Source organism: Streptomyces sp. NPDC053493 (assembly GCF_044544825.1).
GTDB lineage: Bacteria > Actinomycetota > Actinomycetes > Streptomycetales > Streptomycetaceae > Streptomyces.
In genome coordinates, this window is sequence record NZ_JBITXS010000012.1 from 100341 (window position 1) to 122307 (window position 21967).

Consider the following 21967-nt stretch of genomic DNA (forward strand, 5'->3'; position numbering starts at 1 on the left):
GGCGAGGTCCTGGAGGCCGGGACCCGAGGGCCGGTCTCCGTGGAGGCCGGAGAGGCCGGGTCACCCGGTCGGGCGTGCGGCGCTGGTCGTGGGCGCGGCGCCCGGGGAGGCTGGGCGCACCGGGGGATGACTGGCAGGCCGTCCGAGGAGGACATGTGCAGCAGGACAAGCAGCCGGAGTACGGACCCGTGGTGTTCCGCGACCGTTCCGCCGGGTTCGCGTTTCTGACCCGGTCCACGGCGACGAGCGACCAGACCATCGAGTGGGACGACGGCAACACGTATCCGGTCGTGGACGTCGAGATCTCCTCGGAGAGCCACCCGTTCTACACGGGCAAGGCCCGGACCGTGGACAGCGAGGGCCGGATCGCGAAGTTCGAGCGCCGCTACGGCGAGGGCGACGGCTGACCGGCGTGCGACCGCCCCCGGCCGGTCGCGGCTCGGGGGCGGTGGTCGGCGCGCGGGCGAGCCGTGCGGTGGGTCAGGCCTTGACGACGCCGGACTCGGCGACGCGGATGTCGGAGCTGGTGGCGCCGGAGCGGGAACCGAGCTTCTCGATCGCGTCCACGACCTCCTGGCCCTCGACGACCTCGCCGAAGACGACGTGCTTGCCGTCCAGCCAGTCGGTCACGATGGTGGTGATGAAGAACTGGGAGCCGTTGGTGTTGCGGCCCGCGTTCGCCATCGACAGCAGGTAGGGGCGGTCGTGCTTGAGCTTGAAGTTCTCGTCCTCGAACTTCTCGCCGTAGATGCTCTTGCCGCCGGTGCCGTTCTCGTTGGTGAAGTCACCGCCCTGGAGCATGAACTGGGGGATGACGCGGTGGAACGGGGAGCCGGCGTAGCCGTAGCCGTTCTGGCCGGTGGCCAGCTCGCGGAAGTTGCGGGCCGTCTTCGGGACGTCCTCGTCGAAGAGACGGAAGACGATCCGGCCGGCGGCCTTGCCGTCGATGGTGATGTCGAAGTAGACGTTCTCGTTGCTCATGGGGACATCCTGTCATTCCCCGTACGCTCTGCGCGCACGGGCCACCCCCTCGCGGGTGTCGGCATGCGTCAGGGACGGCGACGGGCTTCCGGCAGGGCTCCGGGAAGCCGACGGCGCGGACGTGCCAGGCGGGCACGTCCGCGCCGAGCGAGCCGAAGGTCAGAGGAGGCCGCCGGCGTCCGGGGTCAGACCCTCACCGGCGGCGCCCGCGGTCTCGCCGAGGAGGGCGCCGACGCCCTGGTCCTCCTGGAGGAGACCGGTGACACCGTCGGCCGCGCCGCCCATCTCGGCGGCGGAGGCGTGCGGCGGCGGGGTGACGAGGGCGGTGACGACGCCTGCGGCGAGGGAGGCGATGGCGAGCATGCTGCGCTTCTTCATGACCGGGTCAACTGCCGAGGGCCGCGGAGGTTACGGCGGGGCCGGCACCGATTCCGTACGCCATAAACTCCGCAATTCGGGTGGAACCATACGATAGAGGCGGATGTCTTTCCCAGTGACACCGCTGTCCCCGTCACAGAAGAATCCGGGGGACGTCATGCTTCATCGCCAGACCCTCGCGGCCACGGCCGCGGGCATCCTTCTCGCCGCCGGGATCGGCGCCACGATCCCCGCCGGCGCCACCGCCGCCCCCTCCCACCGCACGGCCCCGCCGGCCACGGCCCAGGTCGTCAACGTCCGCTGGGGCGGACACCCCTCCTTCGACCGGCTCGTGATCGACGTCCGGGGCGCCATGCCCTCGGTCGGCGTGCGGACGGTCAAGGAGCTGCGCTACGACGGCTCGGGCAACAAGGTGCCGCTCCCCGGGAAGTTCTTCCTGGAGATCAGGCTCTCGCCCGCCGCCGCCCACGACGACGCCGGCCGCTCCGTCTACCAGGGCCCCCGGCTCGTGAGGATCCATCTGCCCGCCCTCAAGGGCGTCGCCCTCACCGGCGACTTCGAGGGCGTGGTGACCGTCGGAGCGGCCTTCGACTCCAAACCCTCCTACAAGGTGGGCGCCCTGCACTCCCCCGAGCGTCTCGTCCTCGACATCGCCCACCACCCGCCCCACCACCCGACCACCTGCGGCAGGTGAGCCCGCCGTCCCAGCCGGGGCGGGACCGTCCCCCCGACGGTCCCGCCCCGGCGCGGCGCCGCGACCGGTGACGGTCAGCGCGGCTCGACCGCGGGTGGCTCGCGGTGCAGGCGGCGCAGCACCAGCACCTCGTGGACGAGGCGTCCGGCCAGGGCGCCTCCGTACACGACGAAGCCGACGCCGACGAGCCAGGACTGCAGCACGAGGACGGTGCCGAACTGGCCGTAGGTGATGGCGTTGGAGGCGATCAGCGGCGAGAAGACGAACTGGGAGAAGACCCGCAGGCCGAGGAGGCCGAAGGCGGTGAGGACGGCGCCGGGGATGAGGGCGCGCCAGCGGATGCGGCCGCAGAGCAGGAAGCGCTGCGACCACCAGAAGAAGAGGAAGGTGCCGGCGACGTCGCTCGCGGCGACGAGGACGGTGACGGCGGCGTGGGCGTGCTCGGGGGCCGGGTTCGCGACGAAGAGGAGGAGGGCGGCGACGAGGACCGCGAGCCACACGACATGGCGCCACATCGTGTGCCAGCGGGCGGTGGGCAGGTCCCAGACGCGCTCGTATCCGGTCTGGACGGCCGATCCGAAGGTCACACCGAAGGCGGCGAGGGCGGCGAGACCGAAGGCGGTGGTGCGCTGGAGCGCCGCGCCCGGCTGGCCGAAGAGCCGTTCGATCTGCTCCTGGGACACCTCGGAGACGCCGAGGCCCTGGACGAGCCAGCGGGCGAAGCCCTGGCCGCTGGCGAGGTCGGCGGCGGCGACCACGATGAGGAGGGGCACGAGGGTGAGGAGGCTGAGCGCGGCGAACCCCATGGCGCGGTGCATGAGTTCCATCTCGCGTCCCCGGTTCCAGGCGAGCCCGACCGGTGAGACGAGGATCCTTCGGTGGAGCCGGTGGAACCAGTGGCCGTGCTGGGTGGGGGCACCGTCGTGTGGCGCACCGGAAATGGGGGGCATGCCTCGTCGGTTACCCCGCCGGCCGGCCGAACCCGTCCGGCATGCCGCCGAACGGGTGCGTGCGCGGCGTTCAGGACCGCCGGCGGCGGGCGCCGGGTCCGGAGCGGACGGTGACCTCGTACGGCGTGAGGGTCGCGTGGTCCTCGCCGCCGCAGACGACCTCGACGCGGACCGGGGCGCCGCACGCCTCGTGGCGGATGTCGAGCGGGGTGCCCTCGGGGTCGGCGGCGTGGGTGTCGCCCCACTGCTTGAGGGCGAGCATCACCGGCCACAGGTCGCGGCCCTTGGGCGTGAGCCGGTACTGGGAGCGGGTGCGGGCGCCTGGCTCGCGGTAGGGCTCGACGCGCAGGACGCCGGCGGCGACGAGTTTGCGGAGCCGGTCGGCGAGGACGGCCTCGGAGAGCCCGAGGTGGCGGCGGAAGTCGTCGTAGCGGCGCACTCCGTTGAGGGCGTCCCGCAGGATCAGCAGGGACCACTTCTCGCCCACCACGTCGAGCGTGCGGCGGACCGGGCAGTTCTCGGTGTCCATCTCCAGGTACTGCATCGTCCCACTGTAGCCAGCTGGCTTCGGCATTGACAGCCAGCGCGGAAGACATCTAGCTTCGATCTTCGAAGCCAGATGAGGGGCGCGGGCCCCGGACGGAAGGACGGGACGATGGAGCGGTCACGGACGGTGCGGTGGCAGGACCCGGCGGCCACGGCCGGCGCCGCGAGCACGATGGCGGGCCTGGACTTCCTCCGCGAGCTGGTCGCGGGCCGTCGGCCCGGCCCGCCGATCGGCGCGCTGCTCGGCTTCGGCCTGGAGGAGGTCGAGCACGGCCGGGCGGTGTTCGTGTTCGAGCCGGGCGAGGAGCACTACAACCCGATCGGCAGCGTGCATGGCGGCGTCTACGCGACGCTGCTCGACTCGGCCGCGGGCTGCGCGGTGCACACCACCCTGCCGCAGGGCATGGCGTACACCTCGCTCGACCTGTCCACCCGCTTCCTGCGCCCGATCACCCTGGACACGGGCAAGGTCCGGGCGATCGGCACGGTGCTGAGCCAGGGCCGCCGTACGGCGCTCGCCGAGGCGGGACTGTACGACGACCAGGACCGGCTGCTGGCGCACGCGACCAGCACCTGCATGCTGTTCCCGGTCGGCTGACCCGGCCGGGGCGGGCGCGCGGCCCGGCCGCGGATCAGGAGCGGACGAACGGGCGTCCGGTGCGGGTGCAGTGGTCGGGAGCCAGGTCGCCGGCCGGATAGGGCGCACCGGTGGCCTGGAGGGCCGCGCTCACCAGGGTCGCGAGCAGGTCGATGTCCGATCCCATGTCCAGACGGACCGTCACCCACCCGGACCCGGCGCGCAGTCGCACGGCGCTGGAGCCGAGGATCGCCGGGCGGAGCCGGGCGATCATGGCGCGGGTGAGGTGGACATCGGCCTCGTGCTCACCGTGGAAGTGCACGATCTCCTGCGTCTCGGTGCGCAGTCCGAGTTCGGCGCCGCACGGTGCGCGGTCGGCGACCAGCGAGGGCCAGCTCATCAGGCGTTCACTGGCGTGCCTGGCTGTGTTCATACGGAGGAGCGTGCTACTCCTCGGAGGTCCGCACAAGGTCTGCGGACATATTCCCGCCACGCTCTGTGGGGCCCGACTGCCGGCGGGGGGCCGGAGGTTCGCGCACCGGGGCCGGAACCGGGCGGAACCGGGCGCGCCGCCGCCGGGCGGCGAGGCGATGTCGGTGGTGACCGCTACGGTGCCCGCATGATCGCGACGAACGACCGCACCTTCCCCGAGGCGCTCACCGCCGTGGCCGGGGCCCGCTTCGACTACGCCCGCGGCGAGGGCATCGACTACGAGCCGTACGCGGCCTTCCCGAGCGCCGAGGAGACCACCGACTGGATACGCGCCTGGACCGGGAACCAGGAGCTGACGGGCGACGCCTTCCTGCCCTTCGGCATGGACGGCTCCGGCGGCCAGGTGGCCTTCTGGCGCGTCCGCGCCGGCCGGCCGCCGGCGGAGCAGCCGGTGGTGTTCCTCGGGTCCGAGGGCGAGGTGCGGGTGCTGGCGCAGGAGCTGACCGGGTTCCTGTGGCTGCTGGCCGACGGCATCGGCCCGGTCGACGTGGTCTGGCACGAGGAGCGCACCCCGCGGCCCAGCGCGGAGCTCGCCGCGATCGCCGAGCGCCACGCGGGCACGGCCGCGCGCCGGCCGGCGGCGGAGATCCTGGCGGCGGCCGCGGCCGAGTTCCCCGGATTCGAGGAGGAGATCTTCGAGATGTGCCGCTGAGGACCGGTGCCCGGCGGCGTACCGGCCGGTAGGCTCTGACTACCAGCGGGTAACCCAGGTGCTTCTCGGGGGGAATCAGCCATGACGACCGGATACTTCAGCTCCGTCGACGACGTCGCCGCGCGGCTCGCCACCACCGGCTATCTGGCCTCGCCCGCCGTCGCGACCACGGTCTTCCTCGCCGACCGGCTGGGCAAGCCGCTGCTCGTCGAAGGTCCCGCCGGCGTCGGCAAGACCGAGCTGGCCAAGGCCGTGGCCGAGGTGGCGGGCGCGCGGCTGGTCCGGCTCCAGTGCTACGAGGGCGTGGACGAGGCCCGCGCGCTCTACGAGTGGAACCACGCCAAGCAGCTGCTGCGGATCACCGCGGGCCGCGACGAGAGCTGGGAGGAGACCCGTACCGACATCTTCGGCGAGGAGTTCCTGCTCTCCCGCCCGCTGCTCACCGCGATCCGCTCCGACGAGCCGACCGTGCTGCTGATCGACGAGACCGACAAGGCCGACGTGGAGGTCGAAGGACTGCTCCTGGAGGTCCTGAGCGACTTCCAGGTGACCGTGCCCGAGCTCGGCACCGTCACCGCCACCCGTCGCCCCTTCGTCGTCCTCACCTCCAACGCCAGCCGCGAACTCTCCGAGGCGCTGCGCCGCCGCTGTCTCTTCCTGCACATCGGCTACCCGGAGGCGGAGCTGGAGCGCCGGATCGTCCGCGGCAAGGTGCCGGGCATCGACGAGGCGCTGGCCGCGTCGGTGGTGCGGGTCGTCGGCGCGCTGCGCGCCATGGACCTGCGCAAGGCACCGTCGGTGGCGGAGACCGTCGACTGGGCCCGCACGCTCCTCGCGCTCGGCGCCGACTCGCTCTCCGAGGAGGTCGTACGCAGCAGCCTGGGCGTGATCCTCAAGCACCAGGAGGACATCCGGAAGGCGGCGGCGAAGCTCGACCTGGACGCGGTGTGACCGCGGCTCACGGGCCCGCGCCCGCGCCGCGCGACGCCGCCGCCGACACCGACACCGACACCGACACCGACACCGACGCCGACGAGCGGGTCGCGGACCGGGTCACCGGGCTGGTGCGGGCACTGCGCGCGCACGGCTTCGGCATCGGCACGGGCGAGAGCGTCGACGCGGGCCTGGCCCTCGCGGCGGTGGGCTTCGACGACCGGGAACGGATGCGGGCCGCGCTCGCCGCGGCCCTCCTCCACTCAGAAGCCCAGCGGCAGGTGTTCGACAAGGTCTTCGACCTGTACTTCCCGCTCGCCGAAGGACGCACGCAGGAGCCCGGCCCGGCCGGCGACGATCCGGCGGCGGACCTCGCCCGGCTGCGCGAGAGACTCGCGACCGCCCTCGCCGCGGGCGACGACGCCGCGCTCGACCGGCTGGCCGGCGAGGCCGTGGGGATGCTCGGCGGCTACGGTTCCGCGCCCGGCTCCGACGGCTGGTCCTCGTACCAGACGCTGTCCCGGCTGCGCCCGGAGACGCTGCTCGCCCGGGTCCGCGGCCTGCTGCGGGAGAACGGCGCCGAGCCGGACTTCGCCGACCGGCTGACCGACGACGAGATCCGCCGGCGCATCGAGGACCTCCGGGAGCGCGTGCGGACCGAGGCGCGCCGCCGGGTGGCCGGGCGCCGGGGTCGCGAGCACGTGGCCCGGCGGGCCGTCGCCGCCACACCGGACCGGGTCGACTTCCTGCTCGCCGGGCGGGACCAGTTGGACGAGCTCCGGCGCACCGTGCGACCGCTCGCGCGCAGGCTCGCGACCCGGCTCGCGGCGCGCCGCCGGCGGGCCGCCCGCGGCGAGATCGACCTGCGCCGCACCCTGCGCCGTTCGCTGTCGACCGGCGGCGTGCCGATGCGGCCCGTGCTGCGGCGACGGCGGCCCGGACGTCCCGAACTGGTGCTGCTGTGCGACGTGTCGGGCTCGGTGGCCGGCTTCGCCCACTTCACGATGCTGCTGGTGCAGGCACTGCACGACCAGTTCAGCCGCGTACGGGTGTTCGCCTTCGTCAACCGGGTCGACGAGGTCACCGACCTGGTCGCCCGCGGCCGGGCGGATCCGGCGGGGCTCGGCGAGCGGATCCTGGCCGAGGCGACGCTGACCGGCTGGCACGGGCAGAGCGACTACGGAACGGCGCTCGGAGAGTTCGCCGAGCGGTACGCCGACGTGCTCGGGCCCCGGTCCGTCGTGTTCGTCCTCGGCGACGCCCGCACCAACCGCAGCGACCCGAACCTGCCCGCCCTCAAGGCCGTCGCGGACCGGGCCCGCCGGGTGTACTGGCTCAATCCGGAGCAGCGCGCGCTCTGGTCCACCGGCGACTCCGTCGCCGACGCGTACGCGGAGCTGGTCGAGATGCATCCGTGCCGCAACGCCCGGCAGCTCGCCGAGCTGGTGGGTCGGCTGCTGCCGGTCTGAGCGGAGGGCCCCGGGCGGGAGGCTGAGCCTGGGCGGGAGGGCGGGACAGGAGGTCAGGGCGGGGCAGCGGGTAGCGTGAGGCCCATGGAACTCTTGGGTGAGATCACGACCGGCCGTCCCCTGCTCGTCCTGGCGGTCAAGGAGGAGGCCCAGCACCTCGACACGGACCTGCCGGTGCTGCTGACCGGCATGGGCAAGGTGAACGCGGCGTCCGCGCTCGCCACCGTGCTGGCCCGCGGCCCGCGGCCCTCCGAGGTCGTCAACCTCGGCACGGCGGGCGCGCTGCGCGCCGGCTGGACCGGCACCCATGTCATCGGCACCGTGATCCAGCACGACCTCGACGGCGCCCTGCTCGCCACGCTCACCGGCGAGACGTACGGCGCGCCGCTCAGCCTCCCGGGCGGCGGCGAGGCGGTCCTCGCGACCGGCGACGCCTTCATATCCGACGAGGCGGCCCGCGAGCGCCTCGCCGCCCGCGCGGCCCTCGTGGACATGGAGGGCTACGCCCTCGCCGCCGCGGCCGCCCTCGCCGGAGTCCCGCTGCGCATGGTCAAGCACGTCAGCGACGAGGCCGGCGACGGCGCGGCCCGCAGCTGGCGCGAATCGGTCGCGGAATGCGCACGAGCCCTGGCGACCTGGGCGGAGGCGAACACGCCGTACCGCGCCTGAGCGTCATGATCGGGCGCCGAGGCGCTCACCGGTAGGGCCCGGACGTGGAGGCACAGCGCAGGGCACGCGGAGGCGGCCACGGGCGGCTGAGGGCGCGCCACGGCCGTCGGCCGGGAGCGGGCCCGCTCGGGGCGGGTCGCCGCCGGAGTGCCCGGCGGCAGCCCGACGCGCCTCTGCCACCGACCACCGCCGTGGTCGTCACAGCACCGACGAGCCCCTGGTCGGGGAACCCGAACCGGTGACCGGCAGAACCACCACCGGGGCGTAGCCCGATGCGCCCCCTGCCACGGCCTTCGGCCGGTGCGGCCACGAGCCGTCCACAGCGCCCCTCGGGCGCCCGCACCGCCACCGAGCGCGGCCCCTCAGCGGGCTCAGCGCCGCGGCCCCTGCGGCCGCCACGGCCCTCGGCCCGGCCCGTCGCCCTGACGCGGCACGGTCCCGTGTCCGGCCACGGCGCCGCACGCGGGCCGGCCCCGTCCTCCCCCGCCGGCCGAACGCGCCCCGTGCCGGGTGGAGTTCACAGGCGGAGGCAGCCTCCGTCCCTTGACATGGGGGAACCGACCCTGCCTAAGCTGGGGCGTTCCCTTCCGGACCCGTGGAGGCTCCCCGTGCACGCACCGATCGCCGCGCAGCGTCGTGGTCGTCGTGCCCTGCGGGCGGGGGCGCTGTTGAGCTGCCGGCGGCATGTGGACTTCTGCCGCACCGCCTCCGCCATCTGTCCTTCCGCGCACCGCTGATCCGCATCCCGCCGCCGCGCGCTCGCGTCGCGCCGGCGGGTCGTCGTACGCCGTTGCCGCGCATCCGCTGACACGCCACCGCGCCGTCAGGTCACCTCGCCGTGCCGCTCCGCCGGCACGGCGACCCATCGACCTGTCGACGTATCGCCGTATCCCCGTATCGGTGTTTCGCCGCACCGCCGTGTCGCCATGGCGCCGTGCCGACGCCACCCTGCCTTCGGAAGGACCCTCATGCCTCACCCCGCCCTGCACCTCGCCGTCGAGATCGACGGTGACGGTGCCCATCCGGCCGCCTGGCGCCGGGCCGCCCACGCGCCCGGTGCACTGCTGACCCCGCGTCGGGTCGCCAAGGTCGCGGCCGTCGCCGAGAACTCCGGTTTCACCCTCGTCACGCTCGACGACGACATCCTGCCGCCCGCCTCCGCCGCGTCCGGCGGGCCCGCCGGGCGGATCGGGGCCGTCGAGCGGGCCGCGTTCGTCGCCGCGTCCACCAGCGTGATCGGGGTGGCCCCGGTGGTCGCCACCACCTACGCCGAGCCGTTCCACGTCTCCACCCGGCTGGCCTCGCTCGACCATGTGTCGGTGGGCCGGGCCGGGTGGGTCGTCGGCGTGGAGGACGACCCGGCGGCCGCCCGGGCCTGGGGCAGGCCGCTCGTCGAGGGCGCGGCGGCGCTGCGCCGCGAGGCCGTCGACGGCGTCCAGGTGGTGCGTGACCTGTGGGACTCGTGGGAGGACGACGCCGTCATCCGTTCGGTCGCCACGAGCCGCTATCTGGACCGCGGGCGGCTGCACTACATCGACTTCGCCGGTGAGACGTACAGCGTGAAGGGCCCGGCGATCGTGCCCCGGCCGCCGCAGGGCCGGCCCGTGGTGTTCGCGCCCGCCGGGCTCGTGCCGCCGGCGCTCGTCGACGTCGCCCTCGTCGAGGGCTCCTCGCCCGCGCTGCTCGGCGAGGCGGCCGCGGCCTCCGGCGCGCCGCTCGCCTTCGCCGAGATCGAGGTGGCCCTGGACACCCCGCGCGAGTCCGCCGCCGAGCGCATCGCCGACCTGGAGCGCTACGCCTCCTGGGACGACGCACCCGGCAGGCCGTCGAACCGCCTGCGCTACACCGGTCCGGCCGGCGGACTGGTCGAGCTGCTCGAGGAGTTGAGCGGCGTCGTCGACGGGGTGCGGCTGCATCCGCTCGTGCTCGACGAGGACCTGTCGGTGCTCTCCCGGCTCGTCCTGCCCGAGCTGTTCGTCCGGCGGGTCGCCGCGCGCCCGCTGCCGGGCGCGACGCTCCGTACCTCGCTCGGACTCCCCCGTCCCGAGAGCCGCTTCGCCACCGCGGCCGACGCCGCCGACGCCGCCCACGCCGCCACCGCCACCACGGCCGCCGCCGCTGCCGCCGCCGCGACCGCCCCGGAGGGGAACCGATGACCGCCACCGACCCGTACGACGTCCCCCGCCCCGACGCCCAGCTCCACTTCGGCGTCTTCTTCCAGGGTGTGAACCACTGGACCATCTGGTCGCACCCGGACAGCGGTTCGCAGATCGACCCGGCGTCCTTCCGCCGGGTCGCCCAGACGGCCGAACGCGGGCTCTTCGACGCCTTCTTCCTTGGCGACGGGCTGCGCCTGCGCGAGACCGGCGGCGAGATCCACGACCTCGACGTCGCCGGACGCCCCGACTCGCTCGCGCAGCTGTCGGCGCTCGCCGCCGTCACCCACCGGATCGGCCTGGTCTCCACCTCCAACACGACCTACAACGAACCGGTGGACCTCGCCCGCCGCTTCGCGAGCCTCGACCTGCTGTCCGAGGGTCGGGCCGGCTGGAACGTCGTCACCACCGACAACGCCTGGACGGGCGCCAACTTCCGGCGCGGCGGCTTCCTCGACCACGCCGACCGCTACCGGCGGGCCGAGGAGTTCCTGACCGTCGCCCGTGCCGTCTGGAACGGCTGGGCGGACGGCGCGGTGACCGACTCCACCGACGCCCGCCACTGGTCCGTGCCGGGCACGATCGGCCGGGTCCGGCACGCCGGGCCGCAGTTCGACGTGGACCTGGCGCCGACGCTGCCGCGCAGCCGGCAGGGCCATCCGGTGATCTTCCAGGCGGGCGACTCGCCGGACGGCCGCGACTTCGGTGCGCGCAACGCGGACGTCATCTTCTCCGCCCACGGGCAGGACTTCGACGACGCCCTGGCCTTCGCCGAGGACATCCGGGCCCGGCTGCGCGCGGCCGGGCGGCCGGAGGACGCGCTGCGCATCCTGCCGGGCACCGAGATCATCATCGGCGCGACCGAGAAGGAGGCCGAGGAGAAGGCCCGCTGGGTCCGGCTCGAGCAGGTCACCCCGGCGACCGCCCTCGCCATCGCCGGCCGGGTGTGGAACCTCGACCTGTCGGACCGGGACGCCGACGGGCCGCTGCCCGCCGAGGACCCGGTGGTGGTGGAGCACACCGGCGTGTTCGGCACGCGGCAGTTCCACGACCCGCGGGCCGTGGTCGCCGAATGGCGGGAGAAGGCGGAGGCCAACGGCTGGTCGCTGCGCGAGACGGTGATCGAACTCGGCCCGCAGCGCGGGCACGTCGGCACGCCGTCCGGGCTCGCGGAGAAGTTCACCCGCTTCGTCCGGCACGGCGCGATCGACGGCTTCAACATCTCGCCGTACCTGATCCCGGACGGTCTCGACGACATCGTCGACCTGCTGGTCCCGGAGCTGCAGGAACGGGGCGTCTACCGGACGGCGTACGAGGGCAGCACGCTGCGCGAGCACCTGGGGCTGCGGCCGCCGGCCTGACCCGGCCGCGTCCCCCGCCCCTTGCCTCCTGCCGGTCTCGGCCCGGCGGCGGCTCGGGAGCGGCCGGTGGGGGCGCCGGCGACGAAACCCCGTTCCCAGCTCGGCTCCGTCCCGTCCGCGTCGGCGGCCGGGACGAGCCGGCCTCCGCGCGGCAGCCGGACGGCCGCGACGGGGCGCACGCCGTCGGCGTGAAGGCTGGAGGTGGCGACGGCGGCATGGGTGACGGCCTCGCCGATGAGCGAGTTGACGCGGGAGTGGTGGACCTCGGGCACGTGCGGGCGTTCCTCTCGTCCGGTCGGGTGGTTCGCGTCGCGTTGCGGTCCGGCGGTGCCGGTCGGGCGGACCGCCGGGCCGGTGTGCGGGTCGGGCGGACCGCCGGGCCGGCGGTGCGGGTCCGGCGGTGCGCCGCGAGGAGCAAGCCTGACCCATTGCGGACAGAGCCGCCAGAGAGCGCACGAAGGGCGCGTGAGACACCCAACCGGGGCAGGGGCGACACCGGTTGCCCGGTTTCGCACGTTTGAAACGGGCCGGGCCCGTTACGGCAGTGCGGCCGGGGCCCCCGGTCCGGGCGGCACGGCGGCCGGTTCCGACGGTCGTACGACGAGCAGCGCGGCCACGTCGTCGTCGAGGCCGTCCGCGCCGTAGCCGGTGAGGTCCTGGTGGAGCAGGCTCAGGACGCGGCCGCCCGGCTCGTCCGCCCAGCGGCTCAGCCGCTCCTCCAGCGGATAGAAGTCGCCGTCCCGGTCGCGGGTCTCGCTGACGCCGTCGGTGAACAGCAGCAGCCGGTCGCCCGGCCCGAACGGAACCTCCTCGACGTGGTGGCGGGAGGTGTAGAGGCCGGCGAGGTTGACCGGCAGGGACGGGTCGGTGAACGGGACGGGCCGCACCCGGCCCTGCCGCTGGAGCAGCGGGGCGGGGTGGCCGCAGCTGAGGAGCCGTACGACGTTCCGGTCCTCGGGGATCTCCAGGAGCAGCACGGTGGCGAAGCGTTCGGCGGCGTCGGTGTCGGGGTCCCAGGCCCCGTAGCGCTCCAGGCCTTGTTCGAGGCGTTGGGCGAGGGCGGCCAGGTCGGGCGCCTCGGTGACGGCGGCGCGGTAGGAACCGAGCAGCACGGAGGCGGTCTCGACGGCGGAGAGGCCCTTGCCCTGGACGTCGCCGATCATCACGCGGACGGCGCCGGGGACCTGGACGGCCTCGTAGAAGTCGCCGCCGATGCGGGCCTTGGCCGCCGCGGCGACGTAGAGGAGGTGGAGTTCGACGCCGTCGAGCCGGGCCGGCAGCGGCCGCAGGAGCACCCGCTGGACGACCTCGGCGACGGCGGTGACGGCCCTCAGGTCGTCCTCGTAGCGGGTGCGGACCCGGCTCACCCAGACGGCGGTGGCGATCACGGCGGCCAGGACCAGTTCGGCGGCGACGGTGTCGGCGACCGGATCCTGCTGCGCCACGGCGAGGACGAGCCGCAGCACCATCGCCAGCACTCCGACGGCGACGGTGCCGCGCACGTTCCAGGTGACGGCGGCGAGCGCGGGTCCGATGACGAGGAGCCGGTCGAAGTGCTGCCCCTGCGAGGTGATGAGGTCGGCGACCACCACGAGGACGAGGGCCAGGAAGGGCAGCGCGAGGCCGACGTTGAACTGGGTGCGCGTCCCCGTCGTGGCGGGGAGCCGGTGACGACCACCTGAGGGCATTTCATGATCGTACGTACGGGGACGGGACGGATCGGGACGTTACGGCCCTACGGGCGTGTCCACCGCCCGCCGCCGGGCACCGTCCTTGTCCTCCGGGCGGGCCGCGCCGGGGCCGGGCAGGGCGAGCGCGGCGGGAACGGCGAGCGCGGCGACGAGCGCGAGCGCGGGCAGCGCGGTCCCGGAGCTGAGCAGCAGGGTCGCGAGGGCGACGCCGAGGACCGGACCGGTGTTCATGGCGGTCTGCTGGAGCCCGCCGGCGACGCCCGCGTGCTCCTCGGGAGCCCGGTGGACGACGACGGAGGTGGCCGTCACCATGACGGCTCCGAACCCGGCTCCGATCAGAGCGGCGCAGACGCCGGTGGCGAACGCCGAGGCGGTCACGGCCGGGCGGGCGAGCAGCAGCACTCCGCCGGCGAGGAGCACGGCGCCGGCGGTGGCGGTGCGCCGGGCGCCGAAGCGCTTCTTCAGCAGGGCGGTGACCGGCGCCCCGACCACGATGAACAGGGCGAGCGGCACCATCCGCCGGGCGGTGGGCAGCGGTCCGAGACGGAGGGTGTCCTGCAGCAGGTAGGTGGCCGTGAACAGGGTGCCGGAGAGCGCGGCGGAGGCGGCGAGCAGCGCGGCGAGCCCGGCGAGGACGGGGCCGGGCCGCAGCATGCCGGGCGGCAGCAGCGGCTCGGGGGCGCGCCGTTCGTGCCGTACGAGGACGGCGACGGCCGCCGCGGCGGCGACGAACGCGGGCAGGGCGGACAGGGCCGTGGGACGGACGAGGCCCTGGACGAGGCAGGCGAGCGCGAGGCCGAGCAGGCAGGCGCCGGGCAGGTCGAGCGCGGCCGCTTCCTCGCGTACGGACCGTCCGCGGGCGGCCGGGACGCGGCGGGCGCGCGGCGGCGCGGGCTCGGCGCCGCGATTCGCACGCCCGGCTGCTCGCCGTACGGCCGTCGGCCCTCCCGGCTCGGCGCGCGCCGCGTGCGGGCCGGGCACGGCGAGGCAGAGCAGGGCGATCGCGAGGGTGGGCGGGACGCCGAGGAGGAACACCGAGCGCCAGCCGTACGCGTCGACGAGCATGCCGCCGATCAGCGGCCCGGCGGCGGCCGACAGGCCGATGGCGCTGGTGCGCAGGGCCACGGGCATGCCGAGCCGGTCGGGCGGATAGGCGCCGCGCAGCATGCCGAGCGTGGCGGGCTGGAGCAGCGCCCCGGACACGCCCTGCGCCACGCGCAGGGCGACGACCCAGCCGATGCCGGGCGCGGCGGCGATGCCGGCGGAGGTGGCGGCGAAGCCGAGGCAGCCGAGGGTGAAGATCCGGCGGTGCCCGTAGCGGTCGCCGAGCCGTCCGGCGAGGACGAGGAGGCCGGCGACGGCGACGAGGTAGCCGGTGCTGGTCCACTGGACCTGGCCGGTGGTGGCGCCGAGGTCGTGCTGGAGGGCGGGCTGGGCGATCGTCAGGACGGTCCCGTCGAGGGCGACGACGGCGGCGCCGACGATGCTGCAGGTGAGGGTGAGCGGGCGCTGCAACCGTTGCTTCACCGGCCGGCCTCCGACGGCCCGAGGTGGGCGTCGAGCACGGCGGCGAGGAGCGGCTCCAGGTCGTCCGCGCCGGTGGCGAGGCGGAGGCTGCCCCAGCGCCACAGCTGGGCGAGGCCGTGGAGGTTGGCCCACAGGGCGCCGGCGAGGGTTGCGGGCTCGCCGGCTCCGGGGCGGGCCAGGGCGACGAGGTCGGCGAGGCGGGCGAAGAGCGGGAGGCTCGTGTCGCGCAGGCCGAGCCGGCCGCTTTCCAGCAGGTCGTGGCGGAACATCAGCTCGTACATCCCGCCGCGGGCGCGGGCGAAGTCGAGGTAGGCGCGGGCCAAGGCCTCGATCCGGGCGCGCGGGCGGTGGACGGCGAGGTCGGTGCCTGCGCCGGTGGCGAAGGCGGTGTCGGCGCCGGTGACGGTGCCGGTCCCGGTGTCGGTGCCGGCGCCCGTTGCGGTGCCGGTGGCCTCCGACGCGGCGATCCGCTCCGCGAGCTCGCGGAAGCCCTCCCGGGCGATCGCGGAGAGCAGGTCGAGATGGGTGGGGAAATGCCGGCGCGGTGCGCCGTGGGAGACGCCGGCCCGGCGGGCGATCTCGCGCAGCGACAGGGCCTGGACTCCTTCGGCGTCGACGAGTTCGACACCGGCCTTCACGAGCCGGTCCCGGAGGCCGTCCTCCGAGCTGCCCGTGAGGCCGGGGCCGGCTTTGGCGCTCGGGCCGTCCTTCGGGCCGCCGGTCGGGGTGTCCTCCCGGGCGGCGCTGGGTTCTGAGGTCATGGCGCATGTCTACACGATCTTGGTAGACACTGTCTACGCCGTTCGTAGACAGTGTCTACCAAGATCGGCGACGGCGTCCGTTACACTGAGGAGCAGCGAAGGGGAGTAGCCCTGCGAACCGGTCGTCGACACACTGGAACCTCCGGGTTCCCGGTGACCGGGCCCACGCGGACAGCGCGCGGGCGGGCGAGACCTTCGGCCAGGCAGTACCGCCACGTCCGCATTCCTGTGGGCGTGGTCCGTCATGCCGGGCCGAGTGGTCCTCCCGTCGCCCACCGAGGCGCCGTGTCGGTCCCGGGCCCGGTCCGAGCAGAGAGCCTCCCGGAATGCACCTCGACCCCTTGGCGATCGTCACCGCCTTCGGGCTGATCTTCCTCGCCGAGCTTCCCGACAAGACGATGTTCGCGTCCCTCGCCATGGGCACGCGCATGCGTCCGCTCTACGTCTGGTTCGGCACCTCGACCGCCTTCGTCGTCCATGTGGCCATCGCCGTCGGCGCGGGCAGTCTGCTCGGGCTCCTGCCCGGCTGGACCGTCAAGCTGGTCTCGGCCCTGATGTTCGCCTTCGGCGCGTTCATGCTGCTGCGCGGCGGCGACGACGAGGGCGAGGAGGACGCGGGCGGTAAGACCGTGACGGGCTTCTGGCCCGTCTACTCCACCGCCTTCATGGCCGTCTTCATCAGCGAGTGGGGCGACCTCACGCAGATCACCACGGCCAACCTCGCCGCGACCAACGGCACCTGGTCGACCGCGATCGGCTCCGCCGCCGCCCTGATGAGCGTCTCGGCCCTCGCCCTGGTCGCGGGCCGCTTCATCGCGAAGCGCGTACCGCTGAAGACGGTGCAGCGGATCGGCGGCCTGTGCATGGCGGCGCTCGCGCTGTGGTCCTTCGTGGAGGTCTTCACCGGCTGACGCCGCCTCCCGTCCGGGACGCCTCGGCAAGCCGGCCCCCGAGCGAACGCTCCCGCGGCCCGCTCTCCGAGCGGGCCGGCGGGGTCGGCGCGCAGTCTTGATGAAGCACTGAATCACTGCTTCACTCCTTCCATGCCCTACCGCCGCACGCCCGCCGTCCAGGCCCGTCTCGACGCCCAGCGCACCGCTGTCGTCGAGGCGGGCCTCGGTCTGCTCGCCGAGCACGGCTACGCCGGCTGCACCGTCGCCGCCGTCGCCGCGCGGGCGGGCATCGCCACCGGCAGCGTCTACCGCCACTTCCCCAGCAAGGCCGAGCTCTCCGTCGAGCTCTTCCGGACCGTCGTCGGGCGCGAGGTGGCCGCCGTCTCCGAAGCCGCGGCCCTGCCCGCGCACCGGACCGCCGCCGACCGGGTCGTCGCGGTCATCGAGACGTTCGCGAGCCGCGCCCTCAAGGCCCCGCGCCTGGCCTACGCGCTGCTCGCCGAGCCGGTCGACCCGGCGGTCGACGCCGAGCGGCTGGTCTTCCGGCGCGCCTTCCGCGACGTCTTCGCCGAGCGGATCGCCGCCGGCGTACGGGACGGCGAACTGCCGCCCCAGGACGCCCGGCTCACCGCCTCCGCGCTCGTCGGCGCGGGCGCGGAGGCGCTCATCGGACCGCTGACGGCCGGGTCCCCCGGACCCGGCACCGTTCCCGCCCTGGTCACCTTCACCCTGCGAGCCCTGGGAGTTCCCGATGCCGACCACGCATGAGGTCACCAACCAAGTCCCGCCGCTCACCGACTACGACGTCTCCGCCGACCCGGCGCTCCTGGAGGCGCTGCGCCGCGAGGGCGCGGGCTGGGCGGAGGCGGACGTACGCGAGCTGGGCGTGCGGGCGGGCGGCCGGGAGGCGCAGGAGTGGGGCCGCCTCGCCGAGCGCCACTCCCCCGTCCTGCACACCCACGACCGGTTCGGCCACCGCGTCGACGAGGTCGAGTTCCACCCGTACTGGCACGAGCTGATGACCGTCGCCGTGCGGCACGGCCTGCACGGCGCGCCCTGGAGCGACGGCCGGCCCGGCGCCCATGTGGCGCGCGCCGCGAAGGTGTTCGTGTGGGGACAGGCCGACCCGGGACATCTGTGCCCGATCTCGATGACCTACGCGGCCGTGCCCGCGCTGCGCGCCGAGCCGGAGCTCGCCGCGGTCTACGAGCCGCTGCTGACCTCCCCGTACTACGAGTTCGGGCTGCGGGTGCCGACGCGGAAGCGCGGCATCATCGCCGGGATGTCGATGACCGAGAAGCAGGGCGGCTCGGACGTCCGCGCCAACACCACCGGCGCGGAGCCGACGGGCGAGGCCGGGCTCTACGCGCTGACCGGGCACAAGTGGTTCACCTCGGCGCCGATGTCGGACGTCTTCCTCACCCTCGCCCACGCGCCCGGCGGCCTGTCCTGCTTCCTGGTGCCGCGGGTGCTGCCGGACGGCTCGCGCAACGCGATCCGCTTCCAGCGCCTGAAGGACAAACTGGGCAACCGCTCCAACGCCTCCGGTGAGATCGAGTACGAGGGTGCCCTCGGCCGGCTCGTCGGCGAGGAGGGCCGCGGCGTCGCCACCATCATCCGGATGGTGAACATGACCCGGCTCGACTGCGCGGTCAGCTCGGCGTCCGGGATGCGGCTCGGACTCGTCCAGGCCGTGCACCACGCCCGTCACCGCAGCGCGTTCGGCGCCCGCCTGGTCGACCAGCCGCTGATGACCAACGTCCTCGCGGACCTCGCGGTCGAGGCGGAGGCCGCGACGATCGCCGCGATGCGTCTCGCGGGCGCCGTGGACCGCGCGGCGGCAGGCGACGCCGAGGAGGAGCAGCTGCGCCGCCTGGGCCTCGCCGTCACCAAGTACTGGGTGTGCAAGCGCGCTCCGGCCCACGCGGCCGAGGCCCTGGAGTGCCTGGGCGGCAACGGCTACGTCGAGGACTCGGGCCTGCCCCGGCTCTACCGCGAGGCGCCGCTGCCCTCGATCTGGGAGGGCTCGGGCAACGTGGCGGCGCTCGACGTGCTGCGCGCCATGGCCCGGCAGCCGGCGGCCGTCGAGGCCTTCTTCGCCGAGGTCGACCGCGCGGCCGGCGCCGACCGCCGCCTGGACGCCTCCGTCGCCCGCCTGCGCAAGGACCTCGCCGGGCTCGCCGACCCGGCCGCCCTCCAGTACCGCGCCCGCCGCCTGGTCGAGCAGCTCGCCCTGGTCTTCCAGGGCTCCCTGCTGGTCCGCCACGGCCATCCGGCGGTCGCCGACGCCTTCTGCGCCTCCCGGCTCGACCCCGACCGGGGCATCGCCTTCGGCACCCTCCCGACCGGCCTGGACACCACCGCGATCGTCGAGCGCGGCGCGCCGGGCTTCCCGGTCGCGTAGCCGGGAGACGGACGGGCCGGCGTGCGACGCTGGTGTGCCGGCGTCATCCCCCGGGCGAGACGGAGGCCTTGGTGAGCACGGAACCCGCGCACGACGAGGTACGGGCGGAGCTGGACCGGGCCGCGGAGGCGGCGGCCGAGCGGGTGATCGCCTGGCGGCGTCATCTGCACCGGCATCCGGAGCTGTCCAACCGCGAGGAGAGGACGGCCGCCTACGTGGCGGACCATCTCCGGTCGCTCGGTCTGGACGAGGTGCGCACCGGCATCGCGGGCCACGGCGTGGTCGGCGTGCTGCGCGGCGGGCGGCCGGGTCCGCGGGCGGTCGCGCTGCGGGCGGACATGGACGCGCTGCCGGTGAAAGACCTGTGCGGGGCCGCGTTCGCGTCCGAGGTCGTCGACTCCGCCTATCCGGGCGGCCCGTTCCCGGTGTCGCACGCCTGTGGGCACGACTGTCACACCGCGATGCTGATGGGCGCGGCGAGCGTGCTCGCCGGGGCGCGCGCACGGCTTCCCGGCACCGTGCTGTTCGTCTTCCAGCCGGCCGAAGAGGGCCCGCCGGTCACCGAGGACGGCGGCGCGCGGGCCATGGTGGCCGCGGGCGCGTTCGCCGGCCCGGTGCCGACGATGGTGTTCGGGATGCACGTCACGCCGTATCCCAAGGGCTACGTGGGCTGTCGCGTGGGCAATCAGTACGCCGCGTCGACGCTGGTCAGGATCGTCGTCACGGGCCGGCAGGTGCACGGCTCCACGCCCTGGCAGGGTGTGGACCCGATGTCGGCGGCGGGCGCGATCCTCACCGGCATCGGGCAGATCTACCGTCAGGTCTCGGCCTTCGACCCGGTCACGGTCACCATCGGGCACGTCGAGGACGTCGGCCGCTTCAACATCATCGGCGAGACCGTCACCCTGTGGGGAACGGTCCGCTGCGCGGTGGAGTCCGACATGGCGGAGGTGCAGCGGCGGCTGACGACGCTCGCCGAGCACACGGCGGCCGCGTATCACGCCACGGCGGCGGTGGACTGCCTCCAGTCGGTGCCGCCGGTGCACAACAGCGCTGCCTGGGTCGCCGCGGGCCTGCCGACGCTGCGCCGGGTGGTCGGCGCGGACCGGGTCGTGGAGACCGGGGCGACGCTCGGCTACGACGACGTGTCCGAGTTCGTCAACCGCTTCGGCGGCCTGTACGTGATGCTCGGCGTCCAGGACGCCACGCTGGACGACCGGGGCCGGCCGGTGCCGGTGCCGGGCGGCCGCGGTCTGGTGACCAACCACCATCCGCGCTTCTACGCGGACGACGACACCCTGGTGACGGGTGTGCGGCTGCACGCGCACGTCGCGTACGACCATCTGACGGGCGCGCTGACGGCGCCGCCGCCCACCGGACAGCCGCCGCCCGCGTCGCCGGACCGGTCCGCGGGATAGTCGGGGTGTTCACTCGTTCGTGAGTTTGCCCCGCGCGGCGGGCGGCGCCTGACCAGGCTTGATCCCATGGCGATGGGGAACGGACACGAAGGCCGGGACGACCGGGCGGTGCTGCTGGTGGCGGGGCTCGCCGATCTGGCGGTGAGCACGCTGGGTTCGGCGCTGGGAACGGTACGCGGGCTGTTACGGCGCTCCGACACGGCGCAACTGGTCGAGGAGGCCGAACAGGAGCTCGTGGCCCGCGGGCGGCTCGCCCTCGACCGCCACGCGGCCGGGCCTCCGGCCCACCTGGAGGTGCTCGCCCGGCACGTCCTGGCCCGGCGGGCCGGCGACGATGGCTGAGCCGGCCTGGGACCCGGGTGCGTTCAAGGCCCGGGTCGACGCGGTGCTGCGCGACTTCACCGCCCGCGAGGCCGACGGCCTGACGGACGTCGACGCCTCGCTGGCCCCGGTGGCCGAGCAGCTGGAGACGGCGGTCGCGCACGGCAAGCGGCTGCGGGCCGCGTTCTGTTACTGGGGCTGGCGCGGCGGCGGGCAGCCCGACAGCGACGCCCTGGTGCGCGCCGCGGCGTCCATGGAGCTCGTGCACGCGGCGGCGGTCGTGCACGACGACCTGATCGACGACAGCCCACTGCGGCACGGCCGGCCCAGCGCGCACCGGGCGCTGCGCTCCGCCGTGCCGGACCATCCTCGGCCGGCCGGGGCCGCCCGTTCGCTCGCGATGCTGGTGGGCGACCTGCTGATGTCGCTGGCCGGGCAGCTGTTCGTCACCAGCGGTCTGCCCGCGGCCTATCTCGGGCGGGCGCGTCCGCTGTGGGCGGCGCTCGCGCGGGACCTGGTCGCGGGCGAGTGCCTGGAGATCCTCCGTACCGGCACGGTCCCGGACACGGCGGCCTCGCTGAAGGTGATCCGCTACAAGACCGCCAAGTACACCGTGGAGCAGCCGTTGCTGATCGGCGGGGCCCTGGCCGGGGCCGGGCCGCGGCTCGCCGAGGGCTACGCCGCGTACGGGCTGCCGCTCGGCGAGGCGTTCCAACTCCGGGACGACCTGCTGGGCCTGTTCGGCGATCCGGAGCGCACCGGCAAGGCGACCGCCGACGACCTGCGCGGCCGGCGGCCGACCGCCCTCCTCGCGGAGACCTGGCGGGCCGCGGACACCGGCGAACGCGCGCGGCTGGGCGTCCTGCTGGGCCGGGAGGACACCGACCCGGAGGACGTGCGCGCCCTGATGCGCGGCCTGAAGGCGCCCGAGCGCGTGGAGGACCTGATCGCCGCCCGGGTCGAGGAGGCCCTGCGCGCGCTCGACGAGCTGGACGCGCCGCCGGCCGCCGTCGCCGCGCTGACCTCCCTGGCGCACTCCGCCTCGACACGGCTGTCCTGACACCCGCCCCGGCACCGAAGCCGCACCCAGCCCC

General features: G+C 74.7%; 24 protein-coding genes. 15 read left to right on the top strand and 9 right to left on the bottom strand.

What is annotated here, in order from left to right; translation table 11 throughout:
- The first annotated feature begins 155 nt into the window (after nucleotides 1-155).
- Complete coding sequence (locus ACIGO8_RS28615; RefSeq protein ID WP_399736635.1) at nucleotides 156-407, top strand: type B 50S ribosomal protein L31; 252 nt, start codon at nucleotides 156-158, stop codon at nucleotides 405-407.
- 73 nt (nucleotides 408-480) lie between these two features.
- On the opposite strand, the gene ACIGO8_RS28620 is transcribed toward ACIGO8_RS28615, so the two are convergent.
- Nucleotides 481-981 carry a peptidylprolyl isomerase gene (locus ACIGO8_RS28620; protein ID WP_399736637.1) on the bottom strand — a complete coding sequence of 167 codons (501 nt, stop codon included), beginning with the start codon at nucleotides 979-981 and terminating at the stop codon, nucleotides 481-483.
- Between the two features lie 159 nt (nucleotides 982-1140).
- Complete coding sequence (locus tag ACIGO8_RS28625; RefSeq protein WP_399736639.1) at nucleotides 1141-1359, bottom strand: hypothetical protein; 219 nt, start codon at nucleotides 1357-1359, stop codon at nucleotides 1141-1143.
- A gap of 157 nt (nucleotides 1360-1516) precedes the next feature.
- On the opposite strand from ACIGO8_RS28625, the gene ACIGO8_RS28630 reads away from it, so the two are divergent.
- Entirely contained in the window at nucleotides 1517-2053 is a 537-nt protein-coding gene (locus ACIGO8_RS28630) for a hypothetical protein (protein WP_399736641.1), read from the top strand.
- Nucleotides 2054-2127: 74 nt separating this feature from the next.
- Here the strand turns inward: ACIGO8_RS28630 and ACIGO8_RS28635 are convergent, their stop codons facing one another.
- Complete coding sequence (locus ACIGO8_RS28635; RefSeq protein ID WP_399736643.1) at nucleotides 2128-3003, bottom strand: YhjD/YihY/BrkB family envelope integrity protein; 876 nt, start codon at nucleotides 3001-3003, stop codon at nucleotides 2128-2130.
- A 70-nt stretch (nucleotides 3004-3073) separates the two neighbouring features.
- Nucleotides 3074-3547, bottom strand: coding sequence for a winged helix-turn-helix transcriptional regulator (locus tag ACIGO8_RS28640; RefSeq protein WP_399736645.1), 474 nt, complete (start codon nucleotides 3545-3547; stop codon nucleotides 3074-3076).
- 111 nt (nucleotides 3548-3658) lie between these two features.
- Between ACIGO8_RS28640 and ACIGO8_RS28645 the strand changes: the two genes are divergently transcribed.
- Nucleotides 3659-4147, top strand: coding sequence for a PaaI family thioesterase (locus ACIGO8_RS28645; protein WP_399736647.1), 489 nt, complete (start codon nucleotides 3659-3661; stop codon nucleotides 4145-4147).
- A 34-nt stretch (nucleotides 4148-4181) separates the two neighbouring features.
- Here the strand turns inward: ACIGO8_RS28645 and ACIGO8_RS28650 are convergent, their stop codons facing one another.
- Nucleotides 4182-4559: a luciferase family protein gene (locus ACIGO8_RS28650; protein WP_399736649.1), complete on the bottom strand. Its 378-nt coding sequence runs from the start codon at nucleotides 4557-4559 to the stop codon at nucleotides 4182-4184.
- A gap of 186 nt (nucleotides 4560-4745) precedes the next feature.
- On the opposite strand from ACIGO8_RS28650, the gene ACIGO8_RS28655 reads away from it, so the two are divergent.
- The 6 genes from ACIGO8_RS28655 (at nucleotide 4746) to ACIGO8_RS28680 (ending at nucleotide 11858) form a co-directional block, all read left to right on the top strand.
- Nucleotides 4746-5270: an SMI1/KNR4 family protein gene (locus ACIGO8_RS28655; RefSeq protein ID WP_399736651.1), complete on the top strand. Its 525-nt coding sequence runs from the start codon at nucleotides 4746-4748 to the stop codon at nucleotides 5268-5270.
- 81 nt (nucleotides 5271-5351) lie between these two features.
- Nucleotides 5352-6221: an AAA family ATPase gene (locus tag ACIGO8_RS28660; protein WP_399736653.1), complete on the top strand. Its 870-nt coding sequence runs from the start codon at nucleotides 5352-5354 to the stop codon at nucleotides 6219-6221.
- A 110-nt stretch (nucleotides 6222-6331) separates the two neighbouring features.
- Entirely contained in the window at nucleotides 6332-7672 is a 1341-nt protein-coding gene (locus ACIGO8_RS28665; RefSeq protein WP_399736851.1) for a VWA domain-containing protein, read from the top strand.
- Between the two features lie 84 nt (nucleotides 7673-7756).
- Nucleotides 7757-8341, top strand: a complete 585-nt coding sequence (locus ACIGO8_RS28670; protein ID WP_399736655.1) for a nucleosidase — start codon at nucleotides 7757-7759, stop codon at nucleotides 8339-8341.
- A 968-nt stretch (nucleotides 8342-9309) separates the two neighbouring features.
- Entirely contained in the window at nucleotides 9310-10497 is a 1188-nt protein-coding gene (locus ACIGO8_RS28675) for an LLM class flavin-dependent oxidoreductase (RefSeq protein ID WP_399736657.1), read from the top strand.
- Entirely contained in the window at nucleotides 10494-11858 is a 1365-nt protein-coding gene (locus tag ACIGO8_RS28680; protein ID WP_399736659.1) for an NtaA/DmoA family FMN-dependent monooxygenase, read from the top strand. The genes ACIGO8_RS28675 and ACIGO8_RS28680 overlap by 4 nt, the downstream gene beginning before the upstream one ends.
- On the opposite strand, the gene ACIGO8_RS28685 is transcribed toward ACIGO8_RS28680, so the two are convergent.
- The 4 genes from ACIGO8_RS28685 to ACIGO8_RS28700 all read right to left on the bottom strand — a co-directional run bounded on the left by ACIGO8_RS28685 (nucleotide 11795) and on the right by ACIGO8_RS28700 (nucleotide 15837).
- Nucleotides 11795-12130: a hypothetical protein gene (locus ACIGO8_RS28685; protein WP_399736661.1), complete on the bottom strand. Its 336-nt coding sequence runs from the start codon at nucleotides 12128-12130 to the stop codon at nucleotides 11795-11797. The genes ACIGO8_RS28680 and ACIGO8_RS28685 overlap by 64 nt on opposite strands.
- 264 nt (nucleotides 12131-12394) lie before the next feature.
- Complete coding sequence (locus ACIGO8_RS28690) at nucleotides 12395-13546, bottom strand: PP2C family protein-serine/threonine phosphatase (RefSeq protein WP_399736663.1); 1152 nt, start codon at nucleotides 13544-13546, stop codon at nucleotides 12395-12397.
- A 39-nt stretch (nucleotides 13547-13585) separates the two neighbouring features.
- Entirely contained in the window at nucleotides 13586-15076 is a 1491-nt protein-coding gene (locus ACIGO8_RS28695) for an MFS transporter (RefSeq protein ID WP_399736665.1), read from the bottom strand.
- Nucleotides 15073-15837, bottom strand: coding sequence for a TetR/AcrR family transcriptional regulator (locus ACIGO8_RS28700; protein ID WP_399736667.1), 765 nt, complete (start codon nucleotides 15835-15837; stop codon nucleotides 15073-15075). The genes ACIGO8_RS28695 and ACIGO8_RS28700 overlap by 4 nt, the downstream gene beginning before the upstream one ends.
- 326 nt (nucleotides 15838-16163) lie before the next feature.
- Between ACIGO8_RS28700 and ACIGO8_RS28705 the strand changes: the two genes are divergently transcribed.
- The 6 genes from ACIGO8_RS28705 to ACIGO8_RS28730 all read left to right on the top strand — a co-directional run bounded on the left by ACIGO8_RS28705 (nucleotide 16164) and on the right by ACIGO8_RS28730 (nucleotide 21933).
- Nucleotides 16164-16748, top strand: coding sequence for a TMEM165/GDT1 family protein (locus ACIGO8_RS28705; RefSeq protein ID WP_399736669.1), 585 nt, complete (start codon nucleotides 16164-16166; stop codon nucleotides 16746-16748).
- Nucleotides 16749-16880: 132 nt separating this feature from the next.
- Complete coding sequence (locus tag ACIGO8_RS28710; protein WP_399736671.1) at nucleotides 16881-17498, top strand: TetR/AcrR family transcriptional regulator; 618 nt, start codon at nucleotides 16881-16883, stop codon at nucleotides 17496-17498.
- Complete coding sequence (locus ACIGO8_RS28715; protein ID WP_399736673.1) at nucleotides 17482-19134, top strand: acyl-CoA dehydrogenase family protein; 1653 nt, start codon at nucleotides 17482-17484, stop codon at nucleotides 19132-19134. Before ACIGO8_RS28710 ends, ACIGO8_RS28715 begins: the two co-directional genes overlap by 17 nt.
- 71 nt (nucleotides 19135-19205) lie before the next feature.
- Entirely contained in the window at nucleotides 19206-20552 is a 1347-nt protein-coding gene (locus ACIGO8_RS28720) for a M20 family metallopeptidase (protein ID WP_399736675.1), read from the top strand.
- Between the two features lie 66 nt (nucleotides 20553-20618).
- A complete protein-coding gene (locus ACIGO8_RS28725) occupies nucleotides 20619-20894 on the top strand; it encodes a polyprenyl synthetase (protein ID WP_399736677.1) in 276 nt (91 codons plus the stop codon).
- Nucleotides 20887-21933: a polyprenyl synthetase family protein gene (locus ACIGO8_RS28730; protein WP_399736679.1), complete on the top strand. Its 1047-nt coding sequence runs from the start codon at nucleotides 20887-20889 to the stop codon at nucleotides 21931-21933. Before ACIGO8_RS28725 ends, ACIGO8_RS28730 begins: the two co-directional genes overlap by 8 nt.
- The last annotated feature ends 34 nt before the right edge of the window (nucleotides 21934-21967 follow it).

What these genes read in the sequence shown, in the direction of transcription:
- ACIGO8_RS28630 (WP_399736641.1), top strand. Translation starts at nt 1,517, where the DNA reads ATGCTTCATCGCCAGACCCTCGCGGCCACGGCCGCGGGCATCCTTCTC.
- ACIGO8_RS28710 (WP_399736671.1), top strand. Translation starts at nt 16,881, where the DNA reads ATGCCCTACCGCCGCACGCCCGCCGTCCAGGCCCGTCTCGACGCCCAG.
- ACIGO8_RS28730 (WP_399736679.1), top strand. Translation starts at nt 20,887, where the DNA reads ATGGCTGAGCCGGCCTGGGACCCGGGTGCGTTCAAGGCCCGGGTCGAC.
- ACIGO8_RS28640 (WP_399736645.1), bottom strand. Translation starts at nt 3,547, where the DNA reads ATGCAGTACCTGGAGATGGACACCGAGAACTGCCCGGTCCGCCGCACG.
- ACIGO8_RS28660 (WP_399736653.1), top strand. Translation starts at nt 5,352, where the DNA reads ATGACGACCGGATACTTCAGCTCCGTCGACGACGTCGCCGCGCGGCTC.
- ACIGO8_RS28690 (WP_399736663.1), bottom strand. Translation starts at nt 13,546, where the DNA reads ATGCCCTCAGGTGGTCGTCACCGGCTCCCCGCCACGACGGGGACGCGC.
- ACIGO8_RS28625 (WP_399736639.1), bottom strand. Translation starts at nt 1,359, where the DNA reads ATGAAGAAGCGCAGCATGCTCGCCATCGCCTCCCTCGCCGCAGGCGTC.
- ACIGO8_RS28705 (WP_399736669.1), top strand. Translation starts at nt 16,164, where the DNA reads ATGCACCTCGACCCCTTGGCGATCGTCACCGCCTTCGGGCTGATCTTC.
- ACIGO8_RS28680 (WP_399736659.1), top strand. Translation starts at nt 10,494, where the DNA reads ATGACCGCCACCGACCCGTACGACGTCCCCCGCCCCGACGCCCAGCTC.
- ACIGO8_RS28635 (WP_399736643.1), bottom strand. Translation starts at nt 3,003, where the DNA reads ATGCCCCCCATTTCCGGTGCGCCACACGACGGTGCCCCCACCCAGCAC.
- ACIGO8_RS28620 (WP_399736637.1), bottom strand. Translation starts at nt 981, where the DNA reads ATGAGCAACGAGAACGTCTACTTCGACATCACCATCGACGGCAAGGCC.
- ACIGO8_RS28725 (WP_399736677.1), top strand. Translation starts at nt 20,619, where the DNA reads ATGGCGATGGGGAACGGACACGAAGGCCGGGACGACCGGGCGGTGCTG.
- ACIGO8_RS28700 (WP_399736667.1), bottom strand. Translation starts at nt 15,837, where the DNA reads ATGACCTCAGAACCCAGCGCCGCCCGGGAGGACACCCCGACCGGCGGC.
- ACIGO8_RS28655 (WP_399736651.1), top strand. Translation starts at nt 4,746, where the DNA reads ATGATCGCGACGAACGACCGCACCTTCCCCGAGGCGCTCACCGCCGTG.
- ACIGO8_RS28675 (WP_399736657.1), top strand. Translation starts at nt 9,310, where the DNA reads ATGCCTCACCCCGCCCTGCACCTCGCCGTCGAGATCGACGGTGACGGT.
- ACIGO8_RS28715 (WP_399736673.1), top strand. Translation starts at nt 17,482, where the DNA reads ATGCCGACCACGCATGAGGTCACCAACCAAGTCCCGCCGCTCACCGAC.
- ACIGO8_RS28670 (WP_399736655.1), top strand. Translation starts at nt 7,757, where the DNA reads ATGGAACTCTTGGGTGAGATCACGACCGGCCGTCCCCTGCTCGTCCTG.
- ACIGO8_RS28650 (WP_399736649.1), bottom strand. Translation starts at nt 4,559, where the DNA reads ATGAACACAGCCAGGCACGCCAGTGAACGCCTGATGAGCTGGCCCTCG.
- ACIGO8_RS28645 (WP_399736647.1), top strand. Translation starts at nt 3,659, where the DNA reads ATGGAGCGGTCACGGACGGTGCGGTGGCAGGACCCGGCGGCCACGGCC.